At 62.2% G+C, this 18,483-nt stretch carries 11 protein-coding genes; 4 read left to right on the plus strand and 7 right to left on the minus strand.

What is annotated here, in order from left to right; all coding sequences use genetic code 11:
• Positions 1–243: 243 nt before the first annotated feature.
• From G3480_RS14400 to G3480_RS14410, 3 genes are all read right to left on the minus strand, one after another.
• Positions 244–1,545, minus strand: coding sequence for an ATP-binding protein (locus tag G3480_RS14400; RefSeq protein ID WP_164654586.1), 1,302 nt, complete (start codon positions 1,543–1,545; stop codon positions 244–246).
• Entirely contained in the window at positions 1,542–2,204 is a 663-nt protein-coding gene (locus tag G3480_RS14405; protein ID WP_164654587.1) for a response regulator transcription factor, read from the minus strand. Before G3480_RS14405 ends, G3480_RS14400 begins: the two co-directional genes overlap by 4 nt.
• A 163-nt stretch (positions 2,205–2,367) precedes the next feature.
• On the minus strand, positions 2,368–4,020 hold the full coding sequence (locus tag G3480_RS14410) for a Pycsar system effector family protein (RefSeq protein WP_164654588.1): 1,653 nt from the start codon (positions 4,018–4,020) through the stop codon (positions 2,368–2,370).
• A gap of 460 nt (positions 4,021–4,480) precedes the next feature.
• Between G3480_RS14410 and G3480_RS14415 the strand changes: the two genes are divergently transcribed.
• Entirely contained in the window at positions 4,481–4,726 is a 246-nt protein-coding gene (locus G3480_RS14415) for a hypothetical protein (RefSeq protein ID WP_164654589.1), read from the plus strand.
• A gap of 243 nt (positions 4,727–4,969) precedes the next feature.
• Here G3480_RS14415 and G3480_RS14420 read toward each other — a convergent pair whose 3' ends face one another.
• Genes G3480_RS14420 through G3480_RS14430 form a run of 3 tightly spaced genes read right to left on the minus strand, consistent with a single transcriptional unit; the run spans position 4,970 to position 9,470 of the window.
• Positions 4,970–7,735, minus strand: coding sequence for a response regulator (locus G3480_RS14420; protein WP_164654590.1), 2,766 nt, complete (start codon positions 7,733–7,735; stop codon positions 4,970–4,972).
• 11 nt (positions 7,736–7,746) lie between these two features.
• Positions 7,747–8,817 carry a uroporphyrinogen decarboxylase family protein gene (locus G3480_RS14425; protein ID WP_206171720.1) on the minus strand — a complete coding sequence of 357 codons (1,071 nt, stop codon included), beginning with the start codon at positions 8,815–8,817 and terminating at the stop codon, positions 7,747–7,749.
• On the minus strand, positions 8,814–9,470 hold the full coding sequence (locus tag G3480_RS14430; RefSeq protein WP_240905822.1) for a cobalamin B12-binding domain-containing protein: 657 nt from the start codon (positions 9,468–9,470) through the stop codon (positions 8,814–8,816). The genes G3480_RS14425 and G3480_RS14430 overlap by 4 nt, the downstream gene beginning before the upstream one ends.
• A gap of 1,158 nt (positions 9,471–10,628) precedes the next feature.
• Between G3480_RS14430 and G3480_RS14435 the strand changes: the two genes are divergently transcribed.
• Positions 10,629–13,430, plus strand: coding sequence for a PAS domain S-box protein (locus tag G3480_RS14435; protein WP_164654591.1), 2,802 nt, complete (start codon positions 10,629–10,631; stop codon positions 13,428–13,430).
• A 478-nt stretch (positions 13,431–13,908) separates the two neighbouring features.
• Here G3480_RS14435 and G3480_RS14440 read toward each other — a convergent pair whose 3' ends face one another.
• A complete protein-coding gene (locus G3480_RS14440; RefSeq protein WP_164654592.1) occupies positions 13,909–14,940 on the minus strand; it encodes an AraC family transcriptional regulator in 1,032 nt (343 codons plus the stop codon).
• Between the two features lie 120 nt (positions 14,941–15,060).
• On the opposite strand from G3480_RS14440, the gene G3480_RS14445 reads away from it, so the two are divergent.
• A complete protein-coding gene (locus G3480_RS14445) occupies positions 15,061–16,554 on the plus strand; it encodes a DUF1254 domain-containing protein (protein ID WP_240905823.1) in 1,494 nt (497 codons plus the stop codon).
• A 218-nt stretch (positions 16,555–16,772) separates the two neighbouring features.
• On the plus strand, positions 16,773–18,371 hold the full coding sequence (locus G3480_RS14450) for a DUF1254 domain-containing protein (protein WP_167752471.1): 1,599 nt from the start codon (positions 16,773–16,775) through the stop codon (positions 18,369–18,371).
• The last annotated feature ends 112 nt before the right edge of the window (positions 18,372–18,483 follow it).

Genomic DNA, 18,483 nt, shown 5'->3' on the forward strand with positions numbered 1-18,483 from the left:
GGCCAGCTGCAGCGCTATGACGCCGACCACACCCCCGCGCAGCGCCAACCACCCGATCAGTGCGACGGTGCTACGGATGTTGACGATCCCCTCGTGTTCTAGACCAACCACCGCCCTTCACCCACCTCGCACGGCCGCCCTACACGCCGGCCGCGCGAAGCCCACCAACCACCACCGCTGACGCCCATCACCTAGCTTGATCGCACAACCATCAAATTCGCTGAACGCACTCACTTACCCTGCTTACCGTCCGAGCGGCTGCCGATAGCGAAACGTCAGTCCCGGGCCGTCGGCTCGCGCGTCGAGTTCCAGCACTCCGCCGAGCCGCGCAGCCGCCTCGCGGGCGATGCTGAGTCCAAGTCCACTCCCGTCCGTATGACCCTGTTGCAGGCGCAAGAAGGGCTCCAGGACTCGGGTGCGCTCCTCGGCGGGGATTCCCGGCCCATCATCGAGGATTTCGATGGTGACGTAACCGCTGTCGGCATTGATGCTGAGCGTGACTTCACCCCCGTCACGACCATACTTGAGTGCATTGTCGAGTCCGTTGCGCAGCACCAGCCGTAAACTCTCGGGTGGGGCGCTGAGACGCACCGAGGCACGCTCCTCCAGGCCCAGATCGATGCCCTTGGCCTCCGCGAGTGGCCAAGACTCGGCGATCAGCTCGCGGGCGAGCACCGCGAGGTCGACGTCTTGCGCCGCTTGCGTACCGCTCTGAAGGCGAGCCAAGCTCAGCAGCTGCTCGGTGAGCTTGCGCGCGCGCTCGATCCCGGCTTGCAGGGGTTGCAGCCGCTCCTGCACGGCCTCCAGCGTCTGGGCCTGGCTCAGATTCTCTGCCTGAACCGAGAGCGCCGTGAGCGGACTGCGGATCTCGTGGGCGGCGTCGGCGATGAAGCGGCGCTGTTGTTGGATCAAGTCAGCGACCCGTTCGAGCAGGCGGTTGATCGCTTGGATGAAGGGGCGGATCTCATCTGGAACCTGGTCTTTGCTCATCGGGCTCGGCCGGTCCGCCGGCTGGGCGTCGATGTACCTGGCGAGGTCGGCGATGGGCGCGAGCGTATGACGCACGACGCGCACGATCAGCCAGCCCATGACCGGCAGCACGAGGAGCAAGGGCACCAGGGTATGCAGGGCGCTGGCGAGCGCGATCTCGTCACGGGTCTCGGTCGGCTGGGCGACGATCACCCGCAGCCCGAGATGCACGTCCTCGCGCACGAAGACGCGCAGCGGCTCACCCTCCGCCTCTAGTTGGTGAAACCCCGAAGCGAGGTGCTCGGGCAGCCAGGCTGGACGCGGATCGCCGGGCAGCCGAATGAGGCTGATCCGCGACTCGTCGTCCGCAAGGCTCGCCCGGGCCGAGTCATGCTGGCTTGATTTGAGTGCATCATGGCGATCCGCAAGCGCGGCAACCTGGCGTAATAGATCATCCTGCATCTCGGCCGCTTCGAGATAGGCCAGGACGAACGCGGCCAGTCCGGCCACCAGGGCCGCCAGCAGGATGGCTCCACCCAACATCAGGATCAGTCGCAGCTGCAATGAGCGGTTCATCGCGGACGCTCCACCAGCCAACCCGCGCCCCGGACATTCTTGATGGCATCCGCGCCGAGCTTTTTGCGGATGGCGTGGATGAGGAAGTCGATGGCGTTGCTCTCGACCTCCTGGCCCCAGCCGTAGAGGTGCGTCTCCAGCTCGGCGCGGCTGAAGATGCGGCCGGGATGCAACAGCAGTGTTTGCAGGAGCGCGCGCTCACGGGCGCTCAGCGTGACTGAGACCTCACCGTTGCCGGCCTCGCCGGTCGCGGGATTCAGGCTCATCCGACCGTTGGTGAGCATCGGCGCTGCTTGTCCGCCCTGACGACGAATCACGGCCCGGAGTCGGGCGAGCAGCTCGCTCAGGTCGAAGGGCTTGACCAGATAGTCATCCGCGCCAAGGTCGAGCCCCTGGACGCGGTCCTCCACGGCGTCCCGCGCGGTGATGACGACCACGGGGATCGGGCTGCCGTCTTGGCGCAGTCGGCGCAACACCTCCAGGCCATCACGCTTGGGCAGGCCCAGGTCGAGCAGGATGGCCTGATGATCGCCATCCTGGAGGACGTTGCTGGCCGTGGCGCCATCCTGGACCCAGTCGACCGCATAGGCCGCGTCCTTCAGGGCCAGGGAGACCGCCTCGCCGATCATGGTGTCGTCTTCGACCAGCAGGATACGCATCAGGTGCTCCAGGCGTTGAGTGTTGGGCCGACCGACGCAGCAGCTGCTGAGATCCTGTGACTTGCGCGGCACTGGCACCCCAGGAGCGCCTCAATATCCGCATCCGTCGTCAGAGAGGGGCCGATGAACAGCAAACCGCTTGGTAACAAGCCGCATGTCGGCGCTATTGCGCGGACAACTGCCCGTACTCCAGCAGCATGTACTTGGCCGGCTGCTCCTTTTTCACGCTGCCCTCGTCGCTCATCATCAGCAGACGGGCTTCGCCGTTGAGGGTGACGGAATCGATGGCTTCCACGTTGTTGAGATTGATGATCTCCGGCAGTGCGACGGGCTGCGGCTGCGCATCGCCTTCGCCGGACCAGGACCACAACTGCGAGTAGAGATTGCCCTCATGCCCGGAGATCTCATTCACGATCAGGAAACTGCCCAGGATGGGGTCATAGGCCAAGGAACGAATTCCGCCGCCTTGAAGGTCAAGCAGGAAGACTTCAGAGAAGATCGGCGTCTCCCCGCGCTCGAATAGGCCAAGCGGATTGTCCAGCTTCAGGATCATGGATTTCCCATCGACGACGGGCTCACGCAATCCGATGAGCAGGTCTTGAGTCCTCGGATCGAAGCCCAGTCCCTCGCTATTGATGTCGGAAAAATTCACCGGCTGTTCGCTATACCGACCCAATGCCTGCTGCACAAACGGCGAGCGCTGGAGTTGCTCGATCAAGCCGGTATAGACCTGCAGATCAAGGATGTCGTCGCCGAGGATGCGGAACCGCAAGAGCTGCTCCCGGCTCGCTTGGCGCCGTCCCTCGCGGTCCCTGGAGTGAGATGTGATGGCATAGATGTGGCCATCGGTATCCATACTCAGGCCCTCCAGGTCGTTCGGCGGAGGACGGAAGGCGCGCATCAGGCGAACGTCGAGCGCCGGATCCCCAGCGAGCGAGCCGTCGGCGAGGAAGCGCATGATGCTGAACGCCCGACCCGGTTCGTCCTCGACGACGAGGACACGGCCATCCGGCAATTGCTGGAACGCGGAGGGCTCGTAGATGTCTTCGAACTGCGAAATGCCGAGGTTTCGCAGGCGTACCACGGCATCGCCATCAAGCGCCAGTCGGATCGTGTGGAAGGATTCGACACCGATAAAGGTCAGCACCGATAGGATCAAGCCCCACCGGAAGACGCTGTAGGAGACTTTGAGCAGTTTGAACTTCCGGTTCGCCATTTGACCAAGCCAGTAAAGCTGGTCGCTCATCTTGGCGTAGACGTCCTCCTGATCATCCAGCAAGGCGCGCATCCGCTCCCAGTAGTCCGCTTTGGAGAGCTTAACGCGTTCCTCGTAGATGAGGATGTTGGACTCGCCATCGACGAACTCGCGCCTCGGTCGCACACAGGTCTTGAAATCTCTCGGGGACGCGTCCCTTTTGATGACCGCTTTGAGCCAGGCAACCATACCACCCGGCATACTCGCCATGTCTGGCGAGGCCGCCAGTAGGGCGAAATAGATCGACGCTGCCGAGGTGAACAGAAAGATCGTGGCGGGTACAAGAAATTCGGGGGAAGAGGTATAGATGAAGGCGCCCGAGATCATCAATGCCGAGGCGATAAATCCGTTCAGCGAGATCATGATGTTCGCCTTGGTGGCGGCTAGGTTGATGATCTCCAATTCCGCGCGATAGGCGTTGCGGAACATCGTCTCGACGCCTTTTTTCGAGCCGACCAGTCGCTGCTTTGGCGCCTTCGTTTTGGAAGGGCCTTCTCCATTTTCGCGCTTGCTGTCCGCGCTTGCGGCGCCGGCGTCGCTCAGCGTCTTGCTGTCAGTCATGTCTGTGCTGTCGGTGCCCATCAGTACTGATGCGTTCTCGGTTCGATTGGATCAGAAATCCTGCTCTACGCAGACTTGGAGCACACCGGGACGATCACCCTGGCGGTTCCTGTCGAGGTCGGCGTCTGCCCAGAGACCGACGCTGCCCGCGGCCGGAGCCGGTCGCAATGCGCCGCGGAGATCGCCGGCTTCGAGCTAAGAAAGTGTCCATCAATTGTTTCCCGATGCGATCGCTGCCGCCCGAAATCCCCCCTAGCCCCCCTTTGCGAAAGGGGGGAAGTTGTTGATGGACGCTTTCTTAGGAGGCCTGCCGTCTTCTGGCACGCGCCCTGAAACTTCGTGGGTCATGATGCCAGAAGTCGGCACACATCGGATGGCATGCGCTAAGTCTCCGCTAATTCACCCTTGCTAGGGTGACCGCCACACGAGAATCCGAATGACGTGAAGGGAGACGAGGGCCATGACGATCAAGCGCAACCGGAAAGACATCAGCATCCTCCTTCTGCTCAGTCTTGGTGCTGGCTTTGCCGTCAGCAGCGAGCATCCGCATCCGTTCGCGCTCGCCGATGCGCGGAGCGATCGCGCCCATGCCATGGGCGCCAGCGAGCAGCAGGTCATCACCGCTAATAGCGCTGCGAACATCCAGATCGCGTCTGCGAACCTTCAGATGAGCGCCGATCTTGAGGAGCGCGGTCGACCGCGGTGAGGGCCTCAATCATGAGCACGGCAACGACCTCGGACGTCGTGGTTGATCAAGCCCCGCCATGGCCTTGATCGTCCTGCCGGCCGGAGGGCGGTTGCAACCGATAGGGCGATCCGCCTCCGCGACCCTGGATCGAGCCGGCGCTGGCGAGTCTGTTCGACTGGCTGGCAGCCTCCCTGCAACAGATTAGAGACAGCTTCGAGCTGGAGATGAGGCATTGGCTTCGCAGCAAACTGGATGATGACCTCATGAGGTTTGCTGTGATTCAAAGAGCCAATGTTGGAGAGCAGCTACTAGCCGATTTGGCTCGACTGGCTTGGTGAGGAAATCATTCATCCCAGCCTCAAGACAGCGCGCGCGGTCTTCCGCGAAGGCGTTCGCCGTCATGGCGATGATCGGCACCGCGCTGACACGCGGCAGTTGGCGGATCCGCCGAGTAGCCTCCAGCCCATCCATGACGGGCATCTGCATATCCATCAGGACCACGTCATAGTCATTTCGTCCCGCAAGCTCCAATGCCTCAGCCCCGTTCTCGGCGGTGTCGATCACGAGTCCCAGATCGGCGATCAGTCCGATTGTCACTTCGCGATTGATCGGCTCGTCCTCCACGACCAAGAGGCGACGCCCCACACAGGTCTGCATCGACTTGGGTTGAAGCGACTGACTCGGGATCGTCTCCGTCTCGATCGGCGTTGGGGCGCCTCGCCGCAAGCGGACGGTGAGCCAGAAGGTGCTACCGGCACCGAGGGTACTCGCGACTCCCGCATCGCCTCCCATCAAGCGCGCCAGTCGCTTCGTCAAAGCCAGGCCGAGCCCGGTGCCCCCGTAGCGGCGGGTGATCGATTGATCGGCCTGCTCGAAGGGGCTAAACAAACGGGGTAGTTCCGCGGCGGCGATGCCGATGCCGGTATCCTCGACCTCCAAGCGCAGAATGACGCTTTCGCCAAGGTCCGCCTCGATGCGCGCACGCAGCGCGATGGAACCGGTCTCGGTGAACTTGATGGCGTTTGTCACGTAATTCAGGAGCGCTTGCTGGATGCGCAGAGGATCACCGAAGAGATTGGGCGGCAGGGGCTGGAGCTTGACCCGGAGCGCGAGGCCCTTGGCCTCGACCCGATCCGACAGCATGGAGACGAGATTGCGCGTGATCGCGATGACGCTAACCTCGGATTCATCCAGGGTCAGCTTGCCGGACTCGATCTTAGAGAGATCGAGGATGGCATTGATGATGTCGAGCAAATGGCGACCAGCCACCTCGATCTTGTCCAGTCGATCCGACTGAGGGTGTGTGACACCGTCGTGCCGCATCAGATGCGCCATGCCGAGCACGGCATTGAGGGGTGTGCGGATCTCGTGGCTCATGTTGGCCAAGAAGAGACTCTTGGCATGGTTGGCACTCTCGGCCTGCTGCATCGCCCGCCGCAGCTCCCTGGTCCGCTGCTCGACCAATGCCTCGAGATGCTCACGATGTCGCGCCAGCTCATTCTCCGTCCGCCGCTGTTCGGTGATATCCGACAGGATGACGGCGAGCGCGCCAGTCATGGGGCGATAGGCATAGACCCTGAAGTCGCGGCCACGCTGATGCTCACGCAGCTCGAAATGTGCCGCTTGCCCTGTGCGCACAACGTCGCCGAAGCGGTCGATCCAATGGGGCTCGAGTTCTGGAAGCACCTCGCGCGTGCGGCGCCCAAGCAAGTGCGCGCGCGGCAGTCCAGTCAACTGCTCATAGGCTGGGTTGACGTCCAAGAAGCGAAAATCAAAGGCCTTTCCAGATGCGGAGCGGTTGACTTCGTGCAGCGCAAATCCTTCCTGCATCGCCTCGAACAGGGACCGATAGCGCTCCTCGCTGAGCCTGAGCTGGCTCAATGCCTGGGCGCGCTGGATGGCCATGGCGCAGAGTCCGGTCATTTGTAGGGCGAGATTCTGGTATCTCGATAGGTACTCGCTCAAGGCCAATCCCTCGACCATGAAGACACCGAGGGTCTCGCTGGCGTTGGCGATTCGCAGCAGGAAGCCCTCGCCGGAGGCGCTCGGAGCAGTGGCAGCGGAACCGCGCATGAACGGCAGTGCCTCGGTCAGCAGCGCGTCGCTCGGGTCATGGCCCATTGCGGTCGCCTGTTCCGGATTCTCTGCCCAGGGCACATAGAAACACCGAGTGGGCGCGAAAAGGGCAATGAAGATCTCCTGGATCTGTGCGAGCACCTGGCGCTCATCCTGGGCGAGCGAGAGCTGACTCAGCAGATCCATGGCCATGGCGGTCTCGGCGACCTGACCCTGGGCAACGCTTGTCCTCGCGCGGGCGTCGCGGCGCTCAGTCTCTCGGCCTGACTCGGACAGGATGAGACGCAGATTGAGTCTGAGGTAACCGAGTCCGATGGACTGGCATCGCGCGGGACGGTCCAGGTAGCGAGCCACCGCTTCAAGACGCTCTGGCGCGGCGGGATCATGCCCCGTGTCGAGAAGCACGAGGGACTGCGCGCTCTGCGCGAACAGCTCGCGGGCCAGCGTGCGGTCGTTCAGCCCAAGACGTTCGAGGTGGCTGCGCCAGCCCGCGAGCCACCCCGGCGTGCACAGATAGCTCCCTTGACGCAGCTGCTCGTCGACCCATTCGGGATCCGCCAACAGATGGAAGCACTGCTGAAAGCGTCGAATGACGACCCTGTGGCCGGATGCTTGGCGACGGTGCGCGGATCCGTCTCGCTGCCGTGAGATGCGTGCGAGACAAGTGTTGCCGATCCAGACGACAGGCTCGTCAGCGGGTACCTTGTCGAGCGCTGCTTGAATCTCGATATCCGCGATTGGCGGGGCGCCGCAGTGCGCTGGGAAGGCATGCGGGATGAGCCCTGCAAGCTCCGGCTGATTCACAAGTGCGGCATGCACTTCTCTGATGAAGTGCGCACAGACGAAGAGATGCGTGGGCGTACCTGTCTCGGAAGGGGCTGTCTCGGAAGGGTGCAACACTGAGGAGCTGGCCGAATGGGCTGGGCTGACAGGTGGGGCGGCCACAGTCATGGCGCCTCGGCTCAATCCCGCCGGCACCAATGGAGCGGATAACGGCCCCAGCGCTCGACCGCGGCCGTGATCGCCAGCAGCACCCTGTCCGGAACTTGCCAGGGAATCTCTCCATGGTTATCGCCGAGGAGGAAGCCCCCGCCCGGACCGGCCGCCGCGATGGCTGCCTTGACCTCCGCTTCAGCTTGTTCTGGGGTCCAGCGGCGCATGGCGATGCCGTTGAGATTGCCGAGCAGCGACAGCCGACCTCGGCAGGCCTGTTTGAGTGCTCCAAGGTCTTCGTGATGACTCACGCCGATTGCCGCGGCGCCCGTCGCTGGGAGGAGGTCGACGATCGGCAGCGCCCTCCCCGAGGCGAAATGCATGGTGCTCGGGGCCTGGAGCCGACCGAGCGTGCGACGCGCGATCTCGAATCCGGTCTTCAAAAAGCGCTCGCGGGGGATGATGGTGGCGGACGAAACGGGATCGAAATAGCAGATGGCATTGGCGCCAGCGGCCACTTGGGCATTACCCCAGGCGACACAAAACTCCTCGTTGAGTCGCATCAACTGCTCGAACCGCTCCGGCTGCTCGTGCATCAACACCAGATAGGCCTCGAACCCCATCTGGATCACCGGCAGGGAGAAGGGCGACATCACGACGCCGATGATTGGGACCTCGCCACCCGCCTCCTCGGCCAACAGCCGGGTGGTTTCCAGCACCTTGAGCAGACTCGGTGAATCCTCCACCACCGGTGTCCTCAGGTGATCGATGTCTTCGGGACGACGGATCACGGGGGCACCGGCGTTTGGCGGACCGTCTTCGCGGTAGATTGCCGTGCCGCCCCAAGCCTCGGTTTCGATGGCTGCGTAGTAGAAGCTGTAGAGGCAATCGTGCCGATAGCGCGCACGCAGCCGCAGCTGGCCTTCCGCCACTTGCTCTGGACGCGCGAAATAATCCTGGATGGACAGGCCGAGTTCACGGGCGCCTTGCATGACGGGGAGCAGCAACAGCGGCACCCGATCGGGCTCCTGGTGACCAAGCGTGGTCAGCACCCGCTGCATTGAGGTCATGCCGTCGGCTGATGCCCTTGAGTCGCTCATGTGTCGGCCTGCGAGAGACGCTCTAAGATCTGCAAGACATCGCCCGCACTGAGGCCGACCGCATCGGCACCGACTTCGCGCCAGAGTCCCTCGTCGAAGCGATAAGGCGCACCGCCGACCACCACGCGCGGCCGCGGCGAGAGCGCCCCGAGCCGATCCATGAGCACGCGCACACGCAGCGCCGCCGGCAGCATCAAGGTGGAGACCATCAGGATGTCGATCTGATCGTCGCGCACGCGCTCGAACAAGCCATCGACGTCCTGGCGGCCGTAGTCGATCACCTTGTAGCCGGCCGCGAGCAGCACGGTGCGCACGATCTGCTTGCCGAGCAGATGGTGATCCTCCAGGACCGCGATGGCGAGACGTGGGGGCGTCGTCTCGAGGGCATGCGCATGCGGAATCTCGGATTCCGATGATTGCGCGAGCAGCTCCTCGACGAGTTCCTCACAGATACGGCCACTCATGTAAACCTGCGAGAGTGCACAATCGCCATCCTCCCAACGTCGGCCGATCTCCTCCAGGGCTGGCCGGACCAGGTTCTCGATGACCGTCAGAGGATCACTCTCGGCACGGGCGGCATCTAGCAAAGCCCTCGCCTGGATTCGATCCAAGACCAGTAGGGCAGTCAGCAGTGCGTCAGGTCCAGAGGGCATCGCTGGTCTATCAGGCGTCGAATTAGGTGGCAGGTAGGTGGGCGATTTCTACGCAGCGACCTTGCCGTGTGGAGCCGCCCGATGCTGAAGCGTCCTGCGGATTCTCTTGCGATGATGGCCAAGCAGCAAGCGTTATGCACACTAAGAAAGCGTCCATCAACAGCTCCCCCTGTTCGCAAAGGAGGGCTAGGGGGATTTCGGGCGGCATCGCTCGCATCGGGAAACAATTGAGGGACACTTTCTAAAGATAGGCTACAGGGGCGAGATGGTACAGGAACAACGACCAGGCGGGCCAGCATTCTGACATGAAGCTGGCTCGCTAAAGCCCTATCTGCTCAGCGGCGCTTTGGCCGAGCCGCACTGCAGCCTGACCCTTTTCCATGCCAACTCGGTACGGCCCTGTTGGCTCGAGACCGACCGCCGAGGAAGCAGCGTCGAAGGTCGAGATCCATCGGCGCGAGCAGTCTTCACGAGCGCCTCTTCAGGCTGGCGGAACGGTCACTTACCGAGGAGGAGCCGACACACGACGGAGCGTTTCTGGGACGCGCTCGCCAAACCAAAGGCACATCGAGCCCAGGAGCCTGTCCGACTTAGGAACTGTCCATCAACAACTTCCCCCCTTTCGCAAAGAGGGGCTAGGGGGGATTTCGGGCGGCATCGCTCGCATCGGGAAACAATTGATGGAAACTTTCTTAGGATGAATCGGCTGCGGAATCGGGAGAAGGGTCCCTTTCGCCCCGTTTTTTCGTTACATAGAACCACTATGCGCCTCAAAACCGGAACGAAATGGCCTCGCTCTCCCACTTCCTCGCTTCGATCCCCCCAAGTCGGACAGGCTCCTAGGAACAACGACGGCAATGCAACCGATAGCGGACATTCCAAGCGTCGTCACCGTAGATCATCGAGGCCGATCCGGCCGACCACGCTGCCGGAGACCCTACCGCGCGAAAAGATTTTTCGGAGCCGCTGCGCGATAGCAGACCCCGATCAACGCTCGCCCGGTATCAACCACACTCACACTCCACCTATACTTGTGATGGCCATCGAAATTCGACGTGACGCCAGCGGCCCGGGCGCGTCACCCCTGCGCTGCCATGTGATCAACAACGATAGGTCTTGGCTGTCTCGAATGTTGGACCGAACGCGGAGGTTGTTGCAGTGGAATCGGCTGATCAACTGCCGGCGTCGGCACCTCCGTTGCCGGCGGCAAACCTGGCTCGACGCCTGGATGCGCTGGAGCGCCTGGACGACATTGGCACCTGGGAATGGGATGTCTCTGAAGATCTTTGGAGTGTTTCGCATCATTGGAACCGCATCCATGGACTCGCCTCGCCGACGCTGAGCACCCCAGCGCTGCTCGAGCAGATTCATCCGGATGACAGGTCTCGACTGCAGGCAGCGCTGCGGCAGATACATGAGCAAGGCCGCTGTGACTTCGAGTACCGGATCGTCCTGACCGAGCCCAAGAGCGTCCGAATCATTCAGGCCAGCGCAGAGATGTCTGCCAGCGCGCCCGATGGAGACACGAGACGCGTGCTCGGAATCGCCCGCGATATCACCGAGAGTAAAGCGCAGGAAAGACGGCACCGTGAGGACCGCGCGCTCGTTCGCTCCATCTACGAAGGGATTCAGCATTCTGTCTTCATCGTCGACGTGCTCGACGGAGGGGAGTTCCGTTACGCCGGCCTGAATCCCCAGCACGAGTCGCTTACCGGATTGTCCAATGCCCTCATCTGCGGCAAGACGCCCGACGCAGTCCTCCCCAGGGAAGCGGCCGCGGCGGTCGTTGCACACTATCGCGAGTGTCTGCGACGTGGACACCCAATCAGCTATCAGGAATGGCTGCCCTTCAAGGGCAAGGAGACCTGCTGGGAGACAACGCTGCATCCAATCAGCGATTCCGACGGCTCAATCCGCCGCATCGTCGGCACGAGCCATGAGATCACCGAACGCAAGCAGGCCGAAGAGGCACTGCGCATCAGTGAGCGAAAATGGCGCAATGTCTTGGAGAGCCTTCAGGACGCGGTCTTCATTCACGAGGTTCGGAAGGACGGCTTGCCCGGCCCCTTTATCGAGTTCAATGCGCGAGCCTGCGAGCGGCTTGGCTATACGCCCGAGGAGATGCGTCGATTTGGCCCCATGACGCTGGATGACGAGCAGGCCGTCCGCGACTCGATTCCCCAGGCCATGCGTGAGCTGCTGACCAAGGGACGAGCCCTGTTCGAGTCCGTTCAGGTCGCCAAGGATGGCCGCCGAATCCCCGTGGAGAACCACACCTGTGTCCTTGAGGACGGCGATCGCAAGATACTCCTCACGGTCTGTCGTGATATCTCGGAGCGCAAACAGGCCGAAGCGGAGATCCGCCGCCTCAACGCCGACTTGGAGCGGCGTATCGAAGCGCGCACCGCCGAGCTAAGGGAGGCGCGCGATCATGCCGAGGCCGCGACACGGGCCAAGTCGGCCTTTCTCGCCAACATGGGCCACGAGATCCGCACGCCCTTGAACGCCATCATCGGCCTGAGCTACCTCTTGTTGCTGGAGGAGCAAGCCCCGCCGCGCGCCGAGCGGCTCGAAGGGATTCGCCGGTCGGCTCAGCAGCTCCTGGCGATCCTCAATGACATCCTGGACATGTCCAAGATCGAAGCCGGCCGGATGCAGCTGACGGCGTCGGACTTCTGCATCGACGACCTCCTACGGCAAGTCGCGGCGCGCATCGGGGAGGCGGCACGCGCCAAGGGACTCGAGATCCAGATCCAGCACGATGGCGTACCCGCGGTCCTGCGCGGAGATTTCATGCGATTGCGCCAGGCGCTGCTCAACTATGCGGAAAACGCCGTCAAGTTTACCGAGCGCGGGCACGTCATCCTGCGTGCCAGCCTGCTCGAGGCAAGGTCGGACGGCCGGCTGCAGCTGCGGCTCGAGGTCGAGGACAGCGGCGTCGGTATCTCACCGGAAAAGCAGCAGATGCTCTTCACCCCGTTCGAGCAAGTGGATACCTCGACCAAGCGGCGTTATTCGGGAGCAGGGATTGGGCTCGCGATGACACGGCGCTTGGCGGGTCTCATGGGTGGCACCACGGGCGTGGAGAGCACGCCCGGACGAGGCAGCTGCTTCTGGCTGACGGCTTGGCTCGAGGCGGGCCGCGATTCCAGCATCCAGCCATCGGGCTTGGAGCCTTATCCCGACATCCGGCTGCGCGAGGCATACGGCGGCTCGCCCGTGCTTCTGGTGGGCCGCGACACGGTCGACCTCGAGGTGCTGCGAGGCCTTCTGGAAGCAGCAGGGCTGTGGGTGGACGATGCCGAGAACGGACACGCGGCCGTCAGCAAGGCGACATCCACCCCCTACGCTCTGCTCATGCTGGATGCCCAACTCCCTCTCATGGAGCGACTTGAAGCCGCGCGCGCCATTCGTGCCCTGCCCGCCTGGCACGCTCGTCCCATCATCGCCACGACACTGGACATGCTGGACGCAGAGCGCCAGAGCTGTCTCGCCGCCGGCATCACCGACTTCATCTCCAAGCCGCTGAAGCCAGACATCCTCTACGCCCTGCTGCTGCGTGCTCTGTCGGAATCACCAGGGAGCAAAGACCCGGCGGTCACGACGACCCTTACAGAGGGGTCGGATGATGCAGCGTTTGAGCATTCAGCACCGCGACAACAGGCGGATACAGCGTCCAACACAGCGCTGGCAGCCCTTGAGCCGAGGAAGATGGCCCAGCGTTTGGAGGAAAAACCTGTCCTCCAGGAGTTCTTGGAGCTGATCGCAGGCTGCGACACGAGGGCCTTCGCCTTCCTGACGGCATACGCCGATCGGCTTCGGTCTGCACTCGGCAAAGACGCGATCATCCTCACCGAGCACCTCAAATCCTTTGATTTCGACTCGGCTCAGAAGATCCTAGAAGCGCACCTCGGCACCCCTCGCCATCAAGATGCATCTGAGCCAGGTCACGAACCCTGATCAGACCGACCCGCGCAATCCATCCGTCGGTGGAGCCACGACGTATCGGCGCGACACACTGATCATTTCGCACCTTTCTCCTCAGCGCCCTTCTCCTCGGCACCCTTTCGAAAGCGTCCATCAGCAACTTCCCCCCTTTCCCAAAGGGGGGCTATGGGGGATTTCGGGCGGCATCGCTCCCATCAGCAAACAATTGATGGCCCCCTTCTTAGAAAGCGTCCATCAACAACTTCCCCCTTTCCCAAAGGGGGGGCTAGGGGGGATTTCGGGCAGCATCGCTCGCATCAGCAAACAATTGATGGCCACTTTCTTAGAAAGCGCCATCAACAACTTCCCCCCTTTCCCAAAGGGGGGCTAGGGGGGATTTCGGGCGGCATCGCTCGCATCGGCAAACAATTGATGGACCCCTTCTTAGTTGGCGACTTTCCAGAAATGAGCTGCACGCTTGTCAGGGCGAACGGCAAATCAGGTCACCGGGTCAAGCATTCTCAGCCATTGCGCGGCGATACCGCGTCGGTGTGAGGCCCGTGAAGCGGCGGAAGGCGCGCGTGAAATGTTGTTGGCTGTCGTAGCCTGCCGTCATCGCGACATCAATGATCTTGGCACCCGGGTCGTTGAGGAAACTGCGTGCGAGATCGAAGCGAGCCTCCTGTAGAACCTGGGAATAGGAGCTGCCGCTCTGCTGAAGGCGGCGCTGCAAAGTACGGGGGCTCATCCCCACAATCTCGGCGACAAGAGAAAGATCCGGGCGCCCGCCGTTCAGATAGGGCTGCAGGATCATGCGCAAGAGGCTCACGAAGTCCCATGCTTCGACCTGGCCGCTCGGCCCGTTTCCCTGCCCAAACGACAGGGGCGCAGTGTCGGAAGGGGTCATCGTTCCACGACAGGATCGCGCCAGATGTGCGGTTTCGATCAGGATGGACGGATAAGCTTGGCCGACGAGAATGCGGGTGTTGGGGAATGCCTCGCGGGCAAGGTCGGACGGTGCATAGGGCGAAACAAAGGTCAGCTCACGCGGACACCAGTTGGGTCCGGCGAGGTCGCTCATGATGGACATGACGCCTTGCAGGTTCAGCCACTCTGCAAAGCAGATGAAGGGGTGGCGACCCAAATGAACCGTTTCACAGATCACTCGGGTCTGGTCTCCTTCCTGCCGCAGGCTCACCCGGAGACAATTGTCCTCCCGACAGGCGATGCGGATGAAGGCATCCAGACGCCTGTAGCCGGTTTGCGCCGCGAGCATCTCGGTCAGATGGGCTGGCTTGATGGATGCCAGAGACGCTTGCCGAGCGCCGAGATAGCCAAGTTCCATGGGCCCCAGGTCACGGCCGCATTTTGCGATCCACTCGATCGCAACAGGAATACTGACGTAGAGGTCCGGTGCCTCTTCAATTTGGGGCGGCAACCGCGACCGCGCGAGTTCACGATCCACCGGTATCCCGATCCGGCGCATCACCACCAGATAATCGCGCAAGTGTGCCGCCCTGACGATCGCGAGCCTGGCGCTCAACCGCCACCTCCCCGTCGCGCCCTTGAAAATTGGCGCGAAATGGGCAGAACCGGTACCGGACAACAGTTAGCGTTGCGAGCCATCGTTAAAACCCGGAGAGGAAGATCGACAATGACTCAAATGATGACGTCCACCTGTGCTTTCGCATTCGTGTTCGCGCTTGGACCGGCATTCGCTCAGGTCTCCCCCGAAACCCTGGACTCCATCTCGATCCCCGATAATGCCGAAACCTCGATCGGCACCTTGGAATTCTTCGACGGCGTGCCCAATGACTCTACTGTTGCCGCCATCTACGACAACCTCGACCGGATGCGAGGAACGACCGTTTTCCTCGACAACATCGGCGCCGTTTCGATGTACGCGGTTCGCACAGGCCTTGCCGATGCCGGCGCGAAGGGCGCGAACAAGATCGCCCTGTTCGCAGATCTGTTGGACTCCCAAACCCTTGTCGTCACCGCGAATACATCGACGCTTTACGCCTACACCTACACGGATCTCGCCAACGACGGCCCGACCGTGATCGAGGTGCCGCCCGGCATGCTGGGATTTCTCGACGACGCCTGGCAGCGCTTTGTCGGCAACATGGGCGTCACCGGCCCGGACAAGGGAAAGGGCGGAAAATACCTGGTGCTACCTCCCGACTATAGCGGTGAAGTCCCGGATGGCTACTTCCTGCTCAAGCCGCCGACAAATCGGAATTTTCTGTTCCTGCGCGGCTCGATCAAGGACGGGCTGAAGCCCGCAGTTGAGAATATTACATCCAATCTGAAGGTCTATCCGCTGAAAGAGGCCAAAAACCCGGTGGCGACCGAATTCGTCAACCTGTCGAACAAGGCTTTCAACACGGTATTCCCAAGCGATTTCAGCTACTTCGAGGCGCTGAATCAGGTCATCCAGGATGAGCCCATCGATGCCATCAGTCCCGAGGTGCGCGGTGCCATCGCCGCCATCGGCATCGTCAAGGGCCAGCCCTTCGCGCCCGATGAGCGGATGAAAAAGCTGCTGACCGAAGCCGCCACGCTCGCCGACGCGACGGCCCGCGCCATTACCTATCATCCGCGATTCGACGGCGTGAAGATCTATCCCGACGATCCCAACAGCGTCTGGTCCACCGCATTCGCCAACCGGAATACGAGTTTTGAGGCGGACGGGACCATGGGGCTGGATGCGCGGGTGCTTTACTATTTCAACGCAGGCGGCGTGACCCCGGCCATGGCCACCACGCATGCGGGCAAAGGTTCCGACTATGCGCTGGCCCTGCTCGATTCCAAGATGCAGCCGTTCGACGGCTCCAAGACCTACAAACTGCACCTACCCAAGGATGTGCCGGTCAACGACTTCTGGGCGGTGACCATCTATGACACCCAGACCCGCTCGCAGCTCCAGACCAGCCAGAACTTCCCGACCGTCGGCAGCCAGTCGAAGGGCATGACCCAGAATGCGGACGGTTCCTGGGACCTCTACTTTGCTCCCGAAGCGCCTGCGGGCAAGGAAGGCAACTGGCTGCAGACCGTGCCCGGTAAGAGCTGGTTCACCATCCTGCGCATGTACGGTCCGCTGGAGCCCTGGATCAACAAGACCTGGCGGCCGGGCGAGATCGAACTCATGCAATAGGTCGCTGAAGGAGAAAAATCAGCGATTGCATCGACGCATTGACAATCCCTACGAGGGCGCAATGCGAAATAAAACGACGCGGTTCGCATCAATGAACCGGAACAATCCATCGTCGACGGCAGCTGGATGCTCTCAGGGCCGCCGGTGGCGCACAGCACACGAAAGAGGTCGATATGATCCAGAACAGCGAAATGAAACACAGGATACTCCGTCTTCCAATGACAGGCGGCCTGATCCTTGCCGTGTCGCTGGCCGCGACAGCACAGGCTGAAGTATCGAAAGAGACGATTGAAGCCCTCGGCGCACCCGACAGCATCGAGACATCGATCGGCACGCTGGACTTCACGGACGGCGCTCCCAGCGCCGACACCGCGCAGAAGGTCTTCGATGCGCTCGATTTCACGCGCGCGCTGAACGTCTACAACAACAGCTTCCGCGGGGCTTCGGCCCTTGGGTTCCACAAGGGCTTCCAGAGCATCGGCGCCGACTACAACGATGTCGTCATCACGTCTGAACTGCTGGACTCGACGTCGCTGTTCCTGACCGGCAACGCCGACACCGTCTATTACATCTCCGTCATCGACCTTTCAAAAGGCCCGATGGTGATCGAACAGCCCTCGGACGGCGTCGGCACCATCAACGACATGTGGTTCTCGTGGATCATCGACGTCGGCGGCCCCGGGCCGGATCGCGGTCGGGGCGGCAAGTATCTGATCGTCGGACCTGGCTACGACGGGCCGCTGCCCGAGGGAGGCTACTTCGTCGCCCATTCCAAGACCAACCGGGTCCTTTATGCCTCGCGCGCCTATCTGGTAGACAACGATCCCAAACCGGCGGTCGCGAACGTCAAGGCCAACATGAAGATCTACCCCTATGCGGAGGGCGCCTACGGCACCAGCATCGCGCAGGCGCTGACCGGCGCGGTCCGCCTTGGGGAAGCCCCGAAGATCCCCGAGACGAAATTCGTCGAGGCGAGCAACCTATCGATGAACACCATCCCGCCCAGCGATTTCGGCTTCTATGAGTGGATCAACGAGAACGTCCAGGCCGAGCCCGCCACCAGCTATGACGTGGAACTTTCCGGCCAGCTCGCAGCCATCGGCATCGTCAAGGGCAAGGAGTTCGCGCCTGACGAGCGGATGAAGAAGATCCTCACCGACGCCGCCGCCGTCGGCCAGGCGGCCGGCCGGGTGCTGAACTGGCGCCCCTATGGCGCCCATCCGGACTGGGCCTATTACGAGGGGTCGATGTGGGGAAATATGCTCTGGGAGGGCGGCGCCTTCTTTGAGACCCCGCCGCCCGCGTTCGCGGACGGGACATTCAAGCCGCTGCCGCCGACCGGCGCCCGCACACTGGATTCGCGCACGGCCTTCTACTACGGCTATACGCTCGACAGCCCCGGCATGATCATGAACATCCCCGGCGTGGGATCGCAGTATCTGATGGCTTTCCTGGACGCCAAGGGTGATGTCTTCGACGGCGCGAAGACCTACAAGGTGACGCTGCCCAAGGATATCCCGGCCAAGGCGTTCTGGTCGTTCACGGTCTATGACAACCAGACGCGCTCAATGCTGCAGACGCCGCAGAAATACCCGCGTGCGGGTTCGCAAAGCTATCCATCGCCAGCGGCGACACTGGCCAAGGACGGTTCCACCACAGTCTGGTTCAGCCCCGAACAGCCGGACGGCGTCGATCGCGGCAACTGGATCCAGACCGATCCCAACAAGGGCTGGTTCACCATCCTGCGGCTCTACAGCCCGCTGCCGTCGTTCTTTGACAAGTCCTGGCAGCCAACTGAAATCGCACCGGTGAACTAAGCAGGCAAGAACAGGCGATCGTCTGGTCCATGCCTGCGCTCTAAACCAGTGCGCAGGCATTTTCAGACCAAACTTCTTGAAGCACGTATGGCGGTTGCCTAGCCGCCATCGA

This window comes from Thiorhodococcus mannitoliphagus (genome assembly GCF_010915725.1).
Classification (GTDB): Bacteria; Pseudomonadota; Gammaproteobacteria; order Chromatiales; family Chromatiaceae; genus Thiorhodococcus; species Thiorhodococcus mannitoliphagus.